Origin of the sequence: Thermobacillus sp., from assembly GCF_003390775.1 — a bacterium.
Taxonomy (GTDB): Bacteria; Bacillota; Bacilli; order Paenibacillales; family Paenibacillaceae; genus Thermobacillus; species Thermobacillus xylanilyticus.
Genome location: NZ_QEWA01000060.1, coordinates 25,627 through 40,044 on the forward strand (window position 1 = coordinate 25,627; position 14,418 = coordinate 40,044).

The 14,418-nt window shown below is 60.3% G+C and carries 15 protein-coding genes and 1 riboswitch; of the genes, 3 read left to right on the forward strand and 12 right to left on the reverse strand.

The window, feature by feature from the left end; translation table 11 throughout:
• Positions 1–2 precede the first annotated feature (2 nt).
• The 5 genes from purS to purE are packed head-to-tail and all read right to left on the reverse strand — an operon-like array spanning position 3 to position 4,157.
• Positions 3–245 carry a phosphoribosylformylglycinamidine synthase subunit PurS gene (gene purS / locus C6W55_RS16975; protein WP_015255894.1) on the reverse strand — a complete coding sequence of 81 codons (243 nt, stop codon included), beginning with the start codon at positions 243–245 and terminating at the stop codon, positions 3–5.
• Positions 242–1,165 (reverse strand): phosphoribosylaminoimidazolesuccinocarboxamide synthase, encoded by a 924-nt coding sequence (locus tag C6W55_RS16980; RefSeq protein ID WP_015255895.1) that lies wholly within the window; start codon positions 1,163–1,165, stop codon positions 242–244. Before C6W55_RS16980 ends, purS begins: the two co-directional genes overlap by 4 nt.
• An 8-nt stretch (positions 1,166–1,173) precedes the next feature.
• Entirely contained in the window at positions 1,174–2,481 is a 1,308-nt protein-coding gene (purB, locus tag C6W55_RS16985) for an adenylosuccinate lyase (RefSeq protein WP_286893993.1), read from the reverse strand.
• 9 nt (positions 2,482–2,490) lie between these two features.
• Complete coding sequence (gene purK, locus C6W55_RS16990) at positions 2,491–3,678, reverse strand: 5-(carboxyamino)imidazole ribonucleotide synthase (protein WP_286893994.1); 1,188 nt, start codon at positions 3,676–3,678, stop codon at positions 2,491–2,493.
• Positions 3,675–4,157, reverse strand: a complete 483-nt coding sequence (purE, locus tag C6W55_RS16995; protein ID WP_015255898.1) for a 5-(carboxyamino)imidazole ribonucleotide mutase — start codon at positions 4,155–4,157, stop codon at positions 3,675–3,677. The genes purK and purE overlap by 4 nt, the downstream gene beginning before the upstream one ends.
• Positions 4,158–4,438: 281 nt before the next feature.
• Positions 4,439–4,540, reverse strand: a riboswitch (purine riboswitch).
• 367 nt (positions 4,541–4,907) lie between these two features.
• Here purE and C6W55_RS17000 point away from each other — a divergent pair.
• The gene (locus C6W55_RS17000; RefSeq protein WP_015255899.1) at positions 4,908–5,468 is read left to right on the forward strand and encodes a DUF7010 family protein; all 561 of its coding nucleotides are present in this window, start codon (positions 4,908–4,910) and stop codon (positions 5,466–5,468) included.
• A gap of 40 nt (positions 5,469–5,508) precedes the next feature.
• On the opposite strand, the gene C6W55_RS17005 is transcribed toward C6W55_RS17000, so the two are convergent.
• The 7 genes from C6W55_RS17005 to C6W55_RS17035 all read right to left on the reverse strand — a co-directional run bounded on the left by C6W55_RS17005 (position 5,509) and on the right by C6W55_RS17035 (position 10,574).
• On the reverse strand, positions 5,509–5,805 hold the full coding sequence (locus C6W55_RS17005; protein WP_286893995.1) for a nucleotidyltransferase domain-containing protein: 297 nt from the start codon (positions 5,803–5,805) through the stop codon (positions 5,509–5,511).
• On the reverse strand, positions 5,798–6,190 hold the full coding sequence (locus C6W55_RS17010; protein ID WP_286893996.1) for an HI0074 family nucleotidyltransferase substrate-binding subunit: 393 nt from the start codon (positions 6,188–6,190) through the stop codon (positions 5,798–5,800). The genes C6W55_RS17005 and C6W55_RS17010 overlap by 8 nt, the downstream gene beginning before the upstream one ends.
• A 151-nt stretch (positions 6,191–6,341) precedes the next feature.
• A complete protein-coding gene (locus C6W55_RS17015; protein WP_286893997.1) occupies positions 6,342–6,851 on the reverse strand; it encodes an alpha/beta fold hydrolase in 510 nt (169 codons plus the stop codon).
• Entirely contained in the window at positions 6,791–7,183 is a 393-nt protein-coding gene (locus C6W55_RS17020; protein ID WP_286893998.1) for a hypothetical protein, read from the reverse strand. Before C6W55_RS17020 ends, C6W55_RS17015 begins: the two co-directional genes overlap by 61 nt.
• Positions 7,184–7,428: 245 nt before the next feature.
• Entirely contained in the window at positions 7,429–8,754 is a 1,326-nt protein-coding gene (locus tag C6W55_RS17025; protein ID WP_286893999.1) for an ABC transporter substrate-binding protein, read from the reverse strand.
• Positions 8,755–8,862: 108 nt separating this feature from the next.
• Positions 8,863–9,699: a carbohydrate ABC transporter permease gene (locus C6W55_RS17030; RefSeq protein ID WP_286894005.1), complete on the reverse strand. Its 837-nt coding sequence runs from the start codon at positions 9,697–9,699 to the stop codon at positions 8,863–8,865.
• A complete protein-coding gene (locus C6W55_RS17035) occupies positions 9,699–10,574 on the reverse strand; it encodes a carbohydrate ABC transporter permease (protein ID WP_286894006.1) in 876 nt (291 codons plus the stop codon). The genes C6W55_RS17030 and C6W55_RS17035 overlap by 1 nt, the downstream gene beginning before the upstream one ends.
• Before the next feature lie 202 nt (positions 10,575–10,776).
• Between C6W55_RS17035 and C6W55_RS17040 the strand changes: the two genes are divergently transcribed.
• On the forward strand, positions 10,777–12,615 hold the full coding sequence (locus tag C6W55_RS17040) for a cache domain-containing sensor histidine kinase (RefSeq protein ID WP_286894002.1): 1,839 nt from the start codon (positions 10,777–10,779) through the stop codon (positions 12,613–12,615).
• The gene (locus C6W55_RS17045; protein WP_286894004.1) at positions 12,593–14,221 is read left to right on the forward strand and encodes a response regulator; all 1,629 of its coding nucleotides are present in this window, start codon (positions 12,593–12,595) and stop codon (positions 14,219–14,221) included. The genes C6W55_RS17040 and C6W55_RS17045 overlap by 23 nt, the downstream gene beginning before the upstream one ends.
• The last annotated feature ends 197 nt before the right edge of the window (positions 14,222–14,418 follow it).

Sequence of the window (14,418 nt, forward strand, 5' to 3'; positions counted from 1 at the left end):
GCTCAGCCCTCCAGTTCGAATCGGTAGTCTTCGACGACCGTGTTCGCCAGGAGCTTCTCGCACATCGCCTTCACGCGCGCCTCCGCCTCGCTCCGGTCATTCGTGTCGAGCGTCAGCTCCATGTATTTGCCGATCCGCACCTTGCCGACCTCCTTGAATCCGAGGGAATGCAGCGCACCCTGTACGGCCGCTCCCTGCGGGTCCAGAACGTTCTCCTTGATCGTGACGTACACCGTGGCTTTCATCGCGTTTCTCCGCCTCCTGTGATCGATTCCGCCGGGTTCTCGCCGGTCAGCCGTTCGCAAATGTCCAGATACCGCCGCGTCGTCTCCTCGACGACGTGCGCCGGCAGCGGATCGGGCTTGCTGTTCTTGTCCCAGCCGCTGCCCGCCAGATACGTCCGCACCGGCTCCTTGTCCATGCTGTCGATCTCGATGCCCAATGCCCAGCGGTCCTTCGCCCAGAAGCGCGACGCATCCGGGGTGAAAATCTCGTCGATCAGCACCACCCGGCCGTCCACCAGACCGAACTCGAACTTGCAGTCCGCCAGGATGATGCCCCGCTCCTCGCAATACCGGGAAGCGAAATCGTACAGCTTCAGGCTGCGCTCCCGCAGCTCTTCGGCCAGCCCGGTCCCGATGCGCCTTGCCATCTCGTCGAACGGGATGTCCTCGTCGTGGCCGACGTCGTTCTTCGCCGCCGGCGTGAAGATCGGCTCCGGCAGCCGCTCGTTCTTGCGCAGGCCGGGCGGCAGCGGAATGCCGTTCACCGCCTGCGTCTTCTGGTACTGCCGCCAGCCGCCGCCGGTGATGTAGCCGCGCACGACGCACTCGATGTCGATCCGCTGCGCTTTTTTGGTCACCATGATGCGGCCTTCAAGCTGCTCCGGATCCTTCGCGACGCCGCCGAGCTTCGCCACGTCGGTGTGGACGACGTGATTGGGCTGGATCGCGGACGTCTGCTCAAACCAGAAGGCGCTGAGCGTATTCAGGACGATCCCCTTGTACGGCACGGGCGGCTCGAGCACGTAGTCGAACGCGGAAATCCGGTCGGTGACGACGATCAGGTAATGCTCCCCGAGATCGTACAGTTCGCGGACCTTGCCCTTGTACACGAGCGGAGCGTCGATCAGATCCACGGCCGTGGATAAAGGTTGCCGGTTCATGACGCGCCTCAAGCCTCCTGTCCGGTCAAGCCGAGTCTTTCAAAAATCGTGTCCACATGCTTCAGATGCCACGACGGGTTGAAGCAATCGTCGATCTCTTCCCGGGACAGCACGCTCGTGATCTCGGGCGTCTCGAGGATGATGTCGCGGAAATGCCGCTGCGTCTCCCACGCCTGCATCGCGCGCGGCTGCACCGTGTCGTAGGCCTGCTCGCGGCTGAAGCCCTTGTCGATCAGCTTCGTCATGACGCGGCCGGAGAACGGCACGCCGTAGGTGCGCTCCATGTTGCGCTTCATGTTTTCCGGGAACACGGTGAGGTTTTTGATAATGTTCCCCAGACGGTTCAACATATAGTTGATCAGCATCGTCGCGTCCGGCAGGATGACGCGCTCGACCGAAGAATGGCTGATGTCGCGCTCGTGCCAGAGCGGCACGTTCTCGTAGGCCGAGAGCATATGGCCGCGGATGACGCGCGCAAGGCCCGAAATGTTCTCGCAGCCGATCGGGTTGCGCTTGTGCGGCATCGCGGACGAGCCTTTCTGCCCTTTCGCGAACGGCTCCTCGACTTCGCGGAACTCGCTCTTCTGCAGCGCGCGGATCTCGGTCGCGAACTTGTCCAGGGACGTCGCGATGAGCGCCAGCGTCGCCATGTACTCCGCGTGCCGGTCGCGCTGCAGCGTCTGGGTCGAGATCGGCGCCGGCTTCGTGCCCAGCTTCGAGCAGACATATTGCTCGACGAACGGATCGATGTTGGCGTAGGTGCCGACCGCACCGGAAATTTTGCCGTATTCGACGCCGTCCGCCGCATGGTTGAACCGCTCGAGATTACGCTTCATTTCCTCGTGCCAGAGCGCCATTTTCAGGCCGAACGTCGTCGGTTCCGCGTGCACGCCGTGGGTGCGCCCCATCATGACCGTGTACTTGTGGCGGAGCGCCTGCTCCCTTAAGGTAGCGATGAAGTTCTCGATGTCGCGCCGGATGATCGCGTTTGCCTGTTTCAGCAGGTAGCCGAGCGCCGTGTCGACGACGTCGGTCGACGTCAGGCCGTAGTGCACCCATTTGCGCTCGGGGCCGAGCGTCTCGGACACTGCGCGGGTGAAAGCGATGACGTCGTGGCGCGTCTCCTGCTCGATCTCATAAATCCGATTGATGTCGAAGCCTGCATTGCGGCGCAGCGCCTGGGCGTCTTCCTTCGGGATGATGCCGAGCTCGGCCCACGCTTCGCAGGCGAGCAGCTCGACTTCGAGCCAGGCGCGGAATTTGTTCTCCTCGGTCCAGATGGCCCGCATCTCCGGTCTGCTGTAACGGTCCAGCATTGTTCTCGTTCACACCTTCCAGATATTCGTCTCGTCGATCCACGCGAGCGCGTCTTCCACCGAGGAGGCGAGGACGTTCACGTGGCCCATCTTGCGCTTGGGTGCGGCTTCGCGCTTGCCGTACAGATGGAGGGACGGTTTGACATTCCGTTTCGCCGCCGCTTCGTCGGGCTGCGAGAGCCGGGCGACGACCGGCTCCAGATGCTTGCCGAGCACGTTCACCATGACGACCGGCGTGAGAAGGCCGGGATCGCCAAGTGGCAGATTGCAGATCGCCCGGACGTGCTGCTCGAACTGCGACGTGCGGCAGGCGTCCATCGTGTAGTGGCCGCTGTTGTGCGGCCGGGGCGCCAGCTCGTTCACGTACAGGCCGTGCTCGGCCGACCAGAACATCTCGACGGCGATCAGACCGATGACGTTCAGGCCTTCGGCGATCCGCACCGCCAGCTCCTCCGCTTCCCGCTGCACCGATTGCGGCACACGGGCGGGCACGATCGACAGGTGCAGGATGTTGTCCACGTGGACGTTCTCCGCCGTTGGGAACGTCCGGATCTCGCCCCGCGGGCTGCGGGCCGCGATGACAGACAGCTCCTTGTCGAAACGGATGAACTGTTCGAGCACAAGCTCGGTCTTCGCCTCGCCCAAGGCGCCCCAGGCCGGCTCGATCTCCGCTTCGCCGCGGATGACCCATTGGCCCTTGCCGTCGTAGCCGCCGGTCGCCGTCTTCAGCACGCAGGGGAAGCCGAACCGGGCGGCGACCTCCTGCAGCTCTTGCAGGCTGCGAATCTCCGCGTACGGCGCAACGCGCACGCCCGCCGCTTCGATCGCGCGCTTCTCGCGCAGCCGGTGCTGCGTCGTGTAGAGCAGCTCGCTGCCCTGCGGCACATACGATTCCGCCATCAGCATGGCGGCGACGCGGGCGTCGACGTTCTCGAACTCGTATGTAATGACGTCGGCGCGGCTCGCCAGCTCGCGGGCGGCCTTCACGTCGTCATAGGCGGCGACGATCTGGCCGGCGACCTGGCCGCACGGCGCATCCGGCGTCGGGTCAAGCGCGACGAACCGGTAGCCCATCGCGCTGCCGGCGAGCGCCATCATGCGGCCGAGCTGGCCGCCGCCGAGCACGCCGATCGTCGCGCCCGGCAGAATCGTGCGCGGCTCCGTGCGGACGTTGGAGGTCATCGCGTCACCGCTCATAGCGTCTCACTGCTCTCGAGCACTTCGCGCTCGATCCGCTTCCGCCGCTCCGCGATGCGCTGCTGCAGCTCAGGATCGAAAGCGGCGAGGATTTGCGCCGCGAGCAGGCCGGCATTCGCCGCGCCGCTATTGCCGATCGCGACCGTCGCCACCGGCACGCCGGCCGGCATCTGCACGATCGACAGCAGCGAGTCGAGCCCGTTCAAGTTCGAAGACTTGACGGGCACGCCAATGACCGGCAGGGTCGTCTTCGCGGCGACCATGCCGGGCAGATGCGCGGCGCCTCCCGCGCCGGCGATGATCACTTTCAGGCCGCGCGCCGCCGCCGTCTCGGCGTATTCGAACATCAGATCCGGCGTGCGGTGCGCCGAGACGACCCGCTTCTCGTACGGGACGCCCAGCTCTTCGAGCATGTCGCAAGCAAGCTTCATCGTCTCCCAGTCCGACTTGCTGCCCATGATGACGCCTACCAGTGCCATGAGGTACCTTCTTTCTGCCTTATTGAGCGACTGTTTCTGACAGCCGGCATCCATGATGCCGCCGTCTGTTCATCCCATTTCAGTGTTCCCGACGATACCGCCGGCATGAAAAAATCCGTCGCGTCTCCAGCCAGGAGCTTCTACGTCGACGGACAACGAGCCTGCGGATGCAGCGGGAAGCAAGCCTCGCCGGCAATCGCCGCCCCCTGCGCGCCATGAATCCGCGCGCAGCAGAATCCGGACAAGACAGCACAAGGCTGCCCCGTCCGGGGCAACCCGCTTCACTGTTACCGCTGGCTCGTAGTCCGGGAATTTACGGTTCCCGGGTAGAGACGTCCGGGCCATATCCCCGGACTTATACGAGCATTGATCTATGCAATTTAAAAAATGTTCAGCCTCTTACAGTGTAACAACGACTCCGGCGGATGTCAATCGAAAAGGCGAACATTTAATGTTTCAAATTTACGAACGTTCGGTTTTACGGCGGTCTGCGGTGACACACCGCAAATGCGCGCATTCGCGGTCCGCAAGAGGCCGACATGCGCCTCGCCGCAACGAAACTTGGTTCTTCCGCCGCTTTCAGCCCTTCGCTTCCACCCGCGCTTCCTTCCCAAGCTCCCGCTGGAAAACGCCTCGCCGTTGTGCTACGATCTATGCTGTGCGGCAGCGCAACACAAAAAGCCGGCTTTCTTCAACTCATATTGGAAACGCTTTCGAAACTGGCGGCTTCCCGCAAAGGAGAGACATCTCGTGGACTATCAGAAGATGACGCTGGACGAACTCAAGGACGACCTGATCCGCGTCGCCCGGGGCGGCTACCCCGTCTTCATCGCGGGCGCGCTGTATTGGCTGGCGATGGGAGTCCTCGGCCTCATCATCGAAGGCAAGACGCTCGCCCTGTGCTATCTGCTCGGGGTCGGGAGCATTTTTCCGCTCGGGCTCCTGCTCGGCCGGCTGCTCAAAGCCGACCTGATGTCGCGAAATCCGCTGGGCGCGCTGAGCGGTATCGTCGGCGGCATCCAAGCCTTCTTCCTGCCCTTGTGGATCGTCATTTATATCGAGCATTTCGAGCTGATCCCCTTCGCCATCGGGTTGCTGGCGGGATCGCATTTTCTGCCATACATATGGATCTACAGGAGCAGAACGTACCTGTTCCTCACGCTCTCGATGGCGGCCGCATCGTTCTTCCTGGGCTACATTTTCGATCAACTGGCGTTTTCGGTTCTGCCCTTCGTCCTCACCGCCATCTATCTGGCGACGGCCGCCGGGCTTGCGGCCGAATCCCGCCAAGCCGCGCAACAGCCGTCCTGAGCACGCGAAAGACCCGCGCTCCGCAACGCGCGGGTCTTTCCTATTCGTCCTGCCGTTCCTTCTCGTACAGCACCACGCCGTATTTCTCGATTTCTTCTCGCAGCAGCGGGTTCGCCACCGCGTTCGCATCCACCAGATCGAACGAATACAACTCCACCGCATCGTCCACACGGGAGTGGAAGTCGGCGGGCGGCTTCCCGTTCCAATACGCGGCGAGGTCGATGTCGGAATTGTATTTGTGGGTGCCTTTTGCCCTCGAGCCGAACAGCACCAGCCTCTCAAGTGCCGGGGTATCGCTGCACAAGGCTTGCAGACGGGCGAGGATCCGTTCAGGCATCATCAAAATTCTCCCCTAACCGGTCAACCAGTTCGGCAAGCAAATTCGCGTAGCACGACCGGATGTTGGCATAGATGGCAGCAGCCATTTCTTCATTATAGACTTGACTGGTCAGATTGCGGTCCGTCAACATTGGATACCACGGATCAGGGTCCTGGCCCAGCCACCCCAGTTTGTAAGCCTCCCGGAGCGCTGACTTGGGCGATGCGGTCTCGATCCCTTCATCCCGCAGCCAGGCTTTCAGCGTTTTCCAGGCCGATTCGAAGCAGAATTCAAATCGCTGGATTACGGCATCCCGCTTCAAATCTTCGGGGAGACCTTCCGCCAGAAGCGCTTCTTTCAGCCGATTTACGCCATTTGATAAATGCTCCAGTTTCTTGCCCAATATCCCGTCATGACCGACATGCCCCCTGTGCACCGCTTCGACCTCCTCGCCGTACCGATTCTTCACATCCCCGGCATACGCACTCCGATCACATATCTTCTCTATGGATATTACCACAATATCCCGATTCCATCAGCTTGATACCCGCCTGTCAGCCTGTCACTTCATCCAGAAAACCGGCCAGGATGTCGACGAACGCCTTCGGCTTGTCGTAATGGATGTCATGGCCGGGGGTATCCACCTTCACGAGCCTGCCGTTCGGCAGCAGCTCCACGACGCGCTCGGCGTCCTCGTCCGTCAGCGCCGCGAGCAGCAGATCGCCGTCGTAGTTGGTGTTCGCCTTCACGAACAAGGTCGGACATTCGATCTTCGCCAGCACCGCGGACTGGTTGTAGTCCTCGAACCAGCGGTTGTCGTAGAACGTCTCGCCGAACCTGTGATCATACGGATAGGTCATCGATTCGAACATCCGGTTGATCTGCGGCGGCAGATAGAACAGGTGCACCGGCTTGTCCGGATGCTTCTTGCGGTAGGCGACCGCGTCTTTCGAGAACCGATCCCACAGGAAGTCACCGAACATTTTCCGCCAGTAGCTGTGCTTCAAGGCATACTCGAAATAGTCCTCGATCTCGTTCTGCTGCTTGAAGTTCTCATATTCCATTCGGATTCCCCGTGTCCGTGGCAGTCAACGGCGAACACATGAAACCGTTCGGACCACGCCGGCAGCGTCTTGGCGTAATCTTCCCATGTCATTCCCTGGCCGTGGATCAGGAGCAGCGGCGGATTGCCGTTCGCCGGTCCTTCCCCGTAATTGATCACCGTGCCGTCGTCCAGCGTTACCTGTTTCTCCGTGAAGCCCGCATGGCGCATCGCCTTCAGCGGCTTCTCCATATAGGTCATGTTCGTATAAAAATAAGAGCCGGCGACCAACAGCACCACGGCGAGAATCGCGCCCAGGATGATGAACGTTCTCTTCCTCTTCCTTCTCTTCATGCTCTCATTCCTTCCGTCTACTGTCTCGGTCCGGCTCATCTCATCCCGCGCTTCGATTTCGGGCTCGGGGATTCGGATGTGCGACCTTTCTGTGAACCCCGCCGTTCTGGCTGCAGCGGCTCCTGCCCGGCTGGCTGGGGGGACTGGCCGAACGGTGCGGATACCGGTTGCCGTGAGAGACGACAAAGCCGCCGACCCCCGGCCCATTCATGGCCGGAGATCGGCGGCTGTTGTTTGCCGCGCGATTATTTGCTCATTTCATCCCATGCTTGCTGCAGACGCTCGAACATTTGATCTTTGTTGATTTGTCCGCCGATGTACGCTTGCATGACGTCCGCGAACTTGTTGCTGGACGCTTCGCCGCCCGGGAACTTGAACCAGTTCCAGGTCAGCGTCTTGCCTTCCTGGCTGTAGCGGATGATGTCCGCCGCCAGCTGCCCCAGCACCGATTCGTCCGCCTGGATGTTCGTGAACGCCGGGATGAATTTGAACTCTTCCGTGATGTAGCGCTGGCCGATTTCCGACGTCACCATCCAGTTCAGGAACGCTTTCGCTTCTTCCTTCACCGGCGAGTTCTTGTGGACGACCCAGTTGCTCGGCACGCCGACCGGCAGTTTGTCCATCGCTTCCGCGTCGTTGTTGATCGGCATCGGCAGGAAACCGATGTTGATGTCCGGGTTCGTCTGGGAGATCGCCACCTGCGTCCAGTTGCCCTGCTGGGTCATGGCCGCCTTGCCGATGGCGAATTCGGAAACCTGCGTGTTGTAATCCGTCTGCAGCGGGTTTGGCTGGCCGAATTCCAGCGTCAGATCGAACAGATCCGCCCATTGCTTGAACACTTCGTTGCCCGGAATTTTCTCGGTTCCGTCGTACAGCCCCTGAATGAACGCTTCGGGATCCTTCTGCTGGGCGAACGGGATGTTGATGAAGTGGTTCCCGAGCACCCACCATTCCGCGTAGCCGTTGATGAACGGGGTGATGCCCGCGTCTTTCAGCTTCTGCGCGGCCGCCCGGAGTTCATCCAGCGTCTTCGGTGTTTCGGTAATGCCCGCCTCGGCGAACAGGTCCTTGTTGTAGATGAAGCCATAGCCTTCCAGGTTGACCGGCATGCCGTACAGTCGGCCGTCCTTGGTCATCGGCGGCTTGGCGGCGTCCACCAGGTTCGCGACCCACGGTTCGTCCGTCAGGTCTTCCAGGTGCTCGATCCACAGATCCAGTTCGCTGAAGCCGCCGTTGTTGAAGATGTCCGGTTTGTCGCCGGAGTTGAACTTCGCCTTCAGCGCCGCGCCGTAGTCCGCGCCGCCGCCGACCGTCTCCAGTTCGATGTTGATGTTCGGATGGAGCTTCTCATACTCTTCAATCAGCTTGGCGAGCTGCTCGGCGATCTCGACCTTGAACTGGAACATCTTGATGGTGACTTTCTCGCCCGATCCGCCGCCGCTTGCGCCGCCCGACGATCCGGCGTTGCTTCCCGCGTCCGAGCCGCCTTCGCCGCCGTTGCCGCCGCACGCGGCCACGAGGAGGGAGAGGATCAGCACGAACACCAGCATCGCAAGATTTCTTTTTTTCATGAACCGTTGACCTCCCTGATGATTTGATTTTGCTGCAATCCCATTGTAAAGACAACGACTTCTGGCGCTTAACCGACTATATTGAACAAAAAAGTGGAACTTGTTGTCCTAGCCCTTGACCGCGCCGGCGGAAATGCCGGCGATGATATGCTTCTGCATCAGGAGGAAGAACGCGACCATCGGAGCCACGCCCAGCACCAGCCCCGCGAGGGCGAGGTCCCACTGCTTCGTATATTGGCCGAAGAACGAGTAGGTCTGCAGCGGAATCGTCCGGATGTCCGCGCTATGCAGGACGAGCAGCGGCAGCAGGAAGTCGTTCCAGATCCACAGGCTGTTCAGGATCAGGATCGTGATCGTCATCGGCTTGAGCAGCGGGAACACGATCTTCCAGAACACGCCGTACGGCGTGCAGCCGTCCACAACCGCGGCTTCCTCGATCTCCAGCGGAATCGACTTCATGAATCCGTGGTACAGGAACAGGTTCAGGGATACGCCGAATCCGAAATAGCAGATGATCAGGCCGAACCGGCTGTCCATCAGCCCGACTTCGGAAGCCACCTTCACCAGCGGAATCATGATCGACTGGAACGGGATGACCATGGCGGCGATGAACAGGACGAACAGCACCCGGTTGAACACGGTCGGACGCCGCAGAATCCGATACGCGGCCATCGCGCTGATAATCACCAGCCCGGCGTTGCTCAGCACGGTGATGAGCAGCGAGTTCATGAACGCCCGCGGGAACTTCATGATCTCCCATACCCTCGCGTAGTTGTCCCAGCGGAAGGCTTCGGGCCATCCGGCCGCGTTGCGCATCAGGTCGCCGAAACTTTTCAGCGAGTTGATGACCACGAAATAGAACGGAACGAGGAACAGCAGCGCCAGCAGCAACGCCGCGATTTCCATGGCAAGCAGGCGCGCGTTGTATCTCTGCGTCTGCTCCATCATACCTCAACCTCCTTCCGTTTCGTGTAGATGACCTGCAGTGTCGTCACCGTCGCGACGACGACGAAGAAGATCAGCGACTTGGCCGTGCCCAGACCATACCTGTTATTCTGGAATGCTTCCTTGTAGATATTCAGGGCGACCGACTCCGTCGAACCGAACGGACCGCCCTTCGTCAGGGACAGGTTCAGGTCGAACACTTTGAACGACCAGGACAGCGTGAGGAACAGGCAGACGGTGAACGCGGGCATGACGAGCGGCACGATGATGCTCCTCAGCATCTTCCAGCGGCCCGCCCCGTCGATTTTCGCCGCCTCGATCAGTTCCCGCGGCATGTTCATCATCGCTGCGATGTAAATGACCATCAGGTAGCCGGCCATCTGCCAGACGCTCACGATGACCATGCCCCAGAACGCGGTGGACGCCGTGCCCAGCCAGGGCAGCTTGAAGAAGCCGATCCCGGTCCATTCCCCGATGGCGGCAAACCCTTTCACGAAGATGAACGACCAGATAAACCCGAGCAGCAGCCCGGCAATGACGTTCGGCAGAAAGAAAACGGTGCGAAGCACGTTCCTCGTCTTGAGCGGCTGGGTGAGCAGGAGCGCCAGCGTGAACCCGACCGCGTTGGCGAACACGACGGCGGCCAGCGTGTAGCGCGCGGTGAACCAGAACGCATTGCGGAATTCGCTGTCTTCAAGCAGAATGCGTTTGAAGTTGCTCAGGCCGGTCCACACGACCCGGGTCGTGACGCCGTTCCAGTCCGTCAGGCTGTAGTAGAAGCTCATGAGAAACGGCACGAGCACAATCAGGCTGAAGAACAACAGCGCCGGACCGACAAACACCAGCTGCTGAACGGCATCGGAAATCCGCTTCATTCTGTGCTGCAATTCGATCTCCTCCCTCATCCGGCATTGTGTACAGCAAAGTATAAGGAAGAAGTATGCGCATGAACACGGATTTTCATGATGAAAGAGGTGCAATATTTTGATGTCGAAGCCGTCAATCTTTGCAAGTGGCAAGGCGCATGTCGAATTGTTATACTGAATACGATTTCTGATGGAACGAGAGGGGAGCGGGATGAAAACGTTTTACAGAAGCAGTCTGCGCAACAAGCTGATCGCGTTTCTCCTGGCCTCCATCGTTCTGCCGATCTCGATCTCCATCCTGATCACCTACAACTACACGAAAGAATCCGTGAAGTCCTATTATATCCGGGAAAATACGAACCTGATGCATCAAGGGGCCGTCAACCTGCTGGGCTATCTGGAACGCATCAACGAAGCCTCCCTGCTCACCTACAACAACCTGTCCGATAAATACAGCCTTTATCAGCTCATCCAGAACGGCACCCAGTCGTATCTGGAAGAGCGGGAAATGTACCGGAACCTGCAGTTCATGGCGAACTCCGTCAAGGAAATCGAGCAGATCTACCTCTACTCCGCCATGGAGGACCACTCGTACCGGTACGCCTACAAATTGCTGCGCAGCACCCCGGGGCAGACGTACATCCCGGATCTGGATGAAGAGCGGGACGCGCAGATCGAAGCCGTGCATGCCAGCCATGAGTACGGCATCGAGAAGCCGAAATTTCCGTATCATCTGTCAAAGGAAGTGTTCTCGTTCCACCGCAAGATTCTGAACGCGCCGACCGGCGAAGTGCTCGGCATCATGTCGATCGACATCCGGACCGACATGATCCGGGAGATCAGCAGCATGCTGTACACCCCGGGCAGCGAGGAACTTTACATTCTCGACCGGCAGGGCAACCTGATCTTCGCTTCCGATGCGGATTCGGCGGAAGAAGGCGGGCATGCATGGGTGCAGAGCATCCTGGAGCAGACGGCGGATCGGGGCCATTTTCATTACGAGGACGGGCGGTTCGAAGGCATTCACATCTACGAAAGTCTGTCAGCGCCCTGGCTGGATTGGCTGCTCGTCAAACGGATGCCCTATGAGACGCTGTATCGGGACCCGCGGCAGCTGACGCTGATCAACAGCCTGGCTGTGTCGGTGTTCCTGATCATCGCCGCGACCGCCGCCGTGATCATCTCCTATCGGTTCACGAATCCGATCAAGCAGCTCCTGCGCTACATCAACAAGCTCGAAAGCGGCAATCTGGACGCGGGTCTGGCGATCGACAGGAGCGACGAGATCGGCATTCTGTCCAAGCGTTTTTACCAATTAATGCAGCGGATCAATCAGCTCATCATGCGCGAATACCGGCTGGAGCTCGCCAGCAAGTCGAACCAGCTCAAGGCGCTGCAGGCGCAGATCAACCCGCACTTCATGAACAACGCCCTGCAGTCGATCGGCACGCTGGCGCTGCAGCACGGGGACCGCAAGGTGTACACGCTCATTTCCTCCCTCGGGAAAATGATGCGCTACCATATGCGCGCGGACAACACGAGCGTCCCGCTGTCCGCGGAGCTCGACTATGTGCAGTCGTATCTGGCCTTGCAGCGGCAACGGTTCGATGAGAATCTGCAGTACCGGATCGAAGCGGATGACGCGGCCGGTGCCGTCCAGGTGCCCCGGATGATTTTGCAGCCGATCGTGGAAAATGTGTTCAAGCACGGCATCCAGCCGGCGCTCGGACCCGGGGAAATCACCGTCGTCTGCCGGATGGCGGAGCCTTCCGTCCTCGAAATCCGTGTCGCGGACAACGGCGTCGGCATGGAGGAAGCGGAACGGGAGAAGCTTCAGGCCATCCTGAACCGGACGGAAAGCGTGTTCGAACCGGTGAGCGGAGACGATGGCATCGGGCTCATCAACATTTTGTCCCGGCTTCGGCTTTTCTACAGCGACGAGGTGCGGATGAGACTGGAAAACCGCGCGCCGCACGGGCTCGAGGTCATCATCTCGATTCCGCTCGGCGGGAAGGAGGGCCTGTTCGATGAAAGCACTGATCGTGGATGACGAGAAGCATGTCCGGGACGCCATCCGTCTGCTGGTCGAGTGGGAGCGGTACGGGATCGACGAGGTGTTCGAAGCGCCGGAAGGAGAGTCGGCCGTCCGCATCATCGAAGCCGAGCGGCCCGAAATCATTTTTACCGATATGCGCATGCCCGTGATGAGCGGGGTCGAGCTGCTGGAGTGGATTCACCGGCATCAGCCCCAGGCGAAGACGATCGTCATCAGCGGGCATGACGATTTCGACTTCGTCCGCCACACGGTGAAATACGGCGGCATGGACTACATCCTGAAGCCGATCGACGAGGGCGAACTGAACGAAGCGCTGGCGAAGGCGGTACAGAGCTGGCACAAGGAAAATGAAGCGCGAAAACAAAACCAGATCCGCTCCATCGAGATCAACCGGATCAAGCCGGCCTACTGGGACAAACTGTTCTCGGGCCTGATCGAGGAAGCCGGGAAGTACGAATCGTTCGCGGAGCATTTCGAGCGGGAATTCCGCGTTGCGGCAAAGCCGGAGACGGGCCGGACAGCGGTCATGAGCATCGACACGCTGCCGCGCTTCATCCGCGACAAGTTCGGCTCGCACCTCGACCTTCTGTTCTTCTCGCTGACGAACATCGCGAACGAAGTGCTGCAGCGCGACAGGTCGGGCTACGCGTTCCGCCATTGGAACAGCCCGCATGAGCTGGTCGTCGTCTGCTGGCATTCGCCGGAGACGCTCGAGGACCGCATCCGCGGCATCAACGAGGGCATCCGGTTCGTGCTGGGCGGCAGCCTGGATGCGGGAATCGGCACGATGCAGCCGTTCCCCGGCGGGTTGAAAGACTCGTACCGCGAGGCGCTGGCCGCCCTGCGGCAGCGGAATTTGCTGCAGACGCCCGGGCGCATGCTGCATTACGGCGCGGGCGTGCCGCAGCGTTTCGTGCCGCTGCCGTTCAGCCGGTTCGAGGCTGATTTCCGCTCCGCCCTGCTCAGCGCCCGGGAAGATCAGATCGAATCGGTCACCGACCAGTGGATCGCCGCCATCGAGCCGCTCAGCTCCATTACGGCCGAACAGATGGAGCTGTGGAACCACGAATACACCGTGTTCAAGTCCCGCTGTATCGGCGAGTTTCTGCCGGATGAAGAGTCGGCGACGCCGCTGGTGCCGCAGGATGCGGACAGCCCGATCTTCCCGCTCGACGACAGCGGCAGGCTGTCGCTCCGGCTCCTGCGAGACGAGGTGGCGCGGGATCTGATCCGCCTCTCCGTCATGCTGGCCAAGCTGGCGCAGCGGGAGCGCAACATCATCCGCGACATCGCGGACTACATCGAGCGGCATTACCATGAGGAGATGACGCTGCAGCATATTTCGGAGCGGTTCTACCTGAGCCGGGAATATATTTCGCGGAGATTCAAGCAGGAGTTCGGGGAGAACATTTCCGACTACATCGCGCGGGTCCGCATCGAGAAGGCGAAGCAGCTGCTGCTCAGCCCGAATCTTCGCATCGCGCAGATCGCGGAGATCATCGGGTATCAGGACGAGAAATATTTCAGCAAAGTGTTCAAGAAGATGGTCGGCCAGTCGCCGAACGAATACCGGAAGAAGCACGAGCGCACGGGGGAATGAGGCGGCGCGGCCTCATTCCCCGTTTGTTTTGCGGAAGTTCAGCGTGTAATTGGAGCGAGGCCCGAAAGACTGGACCTCTGTCAATAGATTGGACAGCCAGAATCGAGAAAATTACGCAGCTTGATCGTACATTTGTTCGTATTCAACGGGTGTAAGATACCCAATTGCAGAATGAACGCGTTTGCGATTGTAGAAGA

Bases quoted from the DNA above. Each gene is read 5' to 3' on its own strand.
- C6W55_RS17020 (WP_286893998.1), bottom strand. From the start codon at position 7,183: ATGAAGAGAAGGAAGAGGAAGAGAACGTTCATCATCCTGGGCGCGATT.
- purS (WP_015255894.1), bottom strand. From the start codon at position 245: ATGAAAGCCACGGTGTACGTCACGATCAAGGAGAACGTTCTGGACCCG.
- C6W55_RS17015 (WP_286893997.1), bottom strand. From the start codon at position 6,851: ATGGAATATGAGAACTTCAAGCAGCAGAACGAGATCGAGGACTATTTC.
- C6W55_RS17025 (WP_286893999.1), bottom strand. From the start codon at position 8,754: ATGAAAAAAAGAAATCTTGCGATGCTGGTGTTCGTGCTGATCCTCTCC.
- C6W55_RS17005 (WP_286893995.1), bottom strand. From the start codon at position 5,805: ATGCCTGAACGGATCCTCGCCCGTCTGCAAGCCTTGTGCAGCGATACC.
- C6W55_RS17035 (WP_286894006.1), bottom strand. From the start codon at position 10,574: ATGAAGCGGATTTCCGATGCCGTTCAGCAGCTGGTGTTTGTCGGTCCG.
- purE (WP_015255898.1), bottom strand. From the start codon at position 4,157: ATGGCACTGGTAGGCGTCATCATGGGCAGCAAGTCGGACTGGGAGACG.
- C6W55_RS17045 (WP_286894004.1), top strand. From the start codon at position 12,593: ATGAAAGCACTGATCGTGGATGACGAGAAGCATGTCCGGGACGCCATC.
- C6W55_RS17030 (WP_286894005.1), bottom strand. From the start codon at position 9,699: ATGGAGCAGACGCAGAGATACAACGCGCGCCTGCTTGCCATGGAAATC.
- C6W55_RS17040 (WP_286894002.1), top strand. From the start codon at position 10,777: ATGAAAACGTTTTACAGAAGCAGTCTGCGCAACAAGCTGATCGCGTTT.
- C6W55_RS16980 (WP_015255895.1), bottom strand. From the start codon at position 1,165: ATGAACCGGCAACCTTTATCCACGGCCGTGGATCTGATCGACGCTCCG.
- purK (WP_286893994.1), bottom strand. From the start codon at position 3,678: ATGAGCGGTGACGCGATGACCTCCAACGTCCGCACGGAGCCGCGCACG.
- purB (WP_286893993.1), bottom strand. From the start codon at position 2,481: ATGCTGGACCGTTACAGCAGACCGGAGATGCGGGCCATCTGGACCGAG.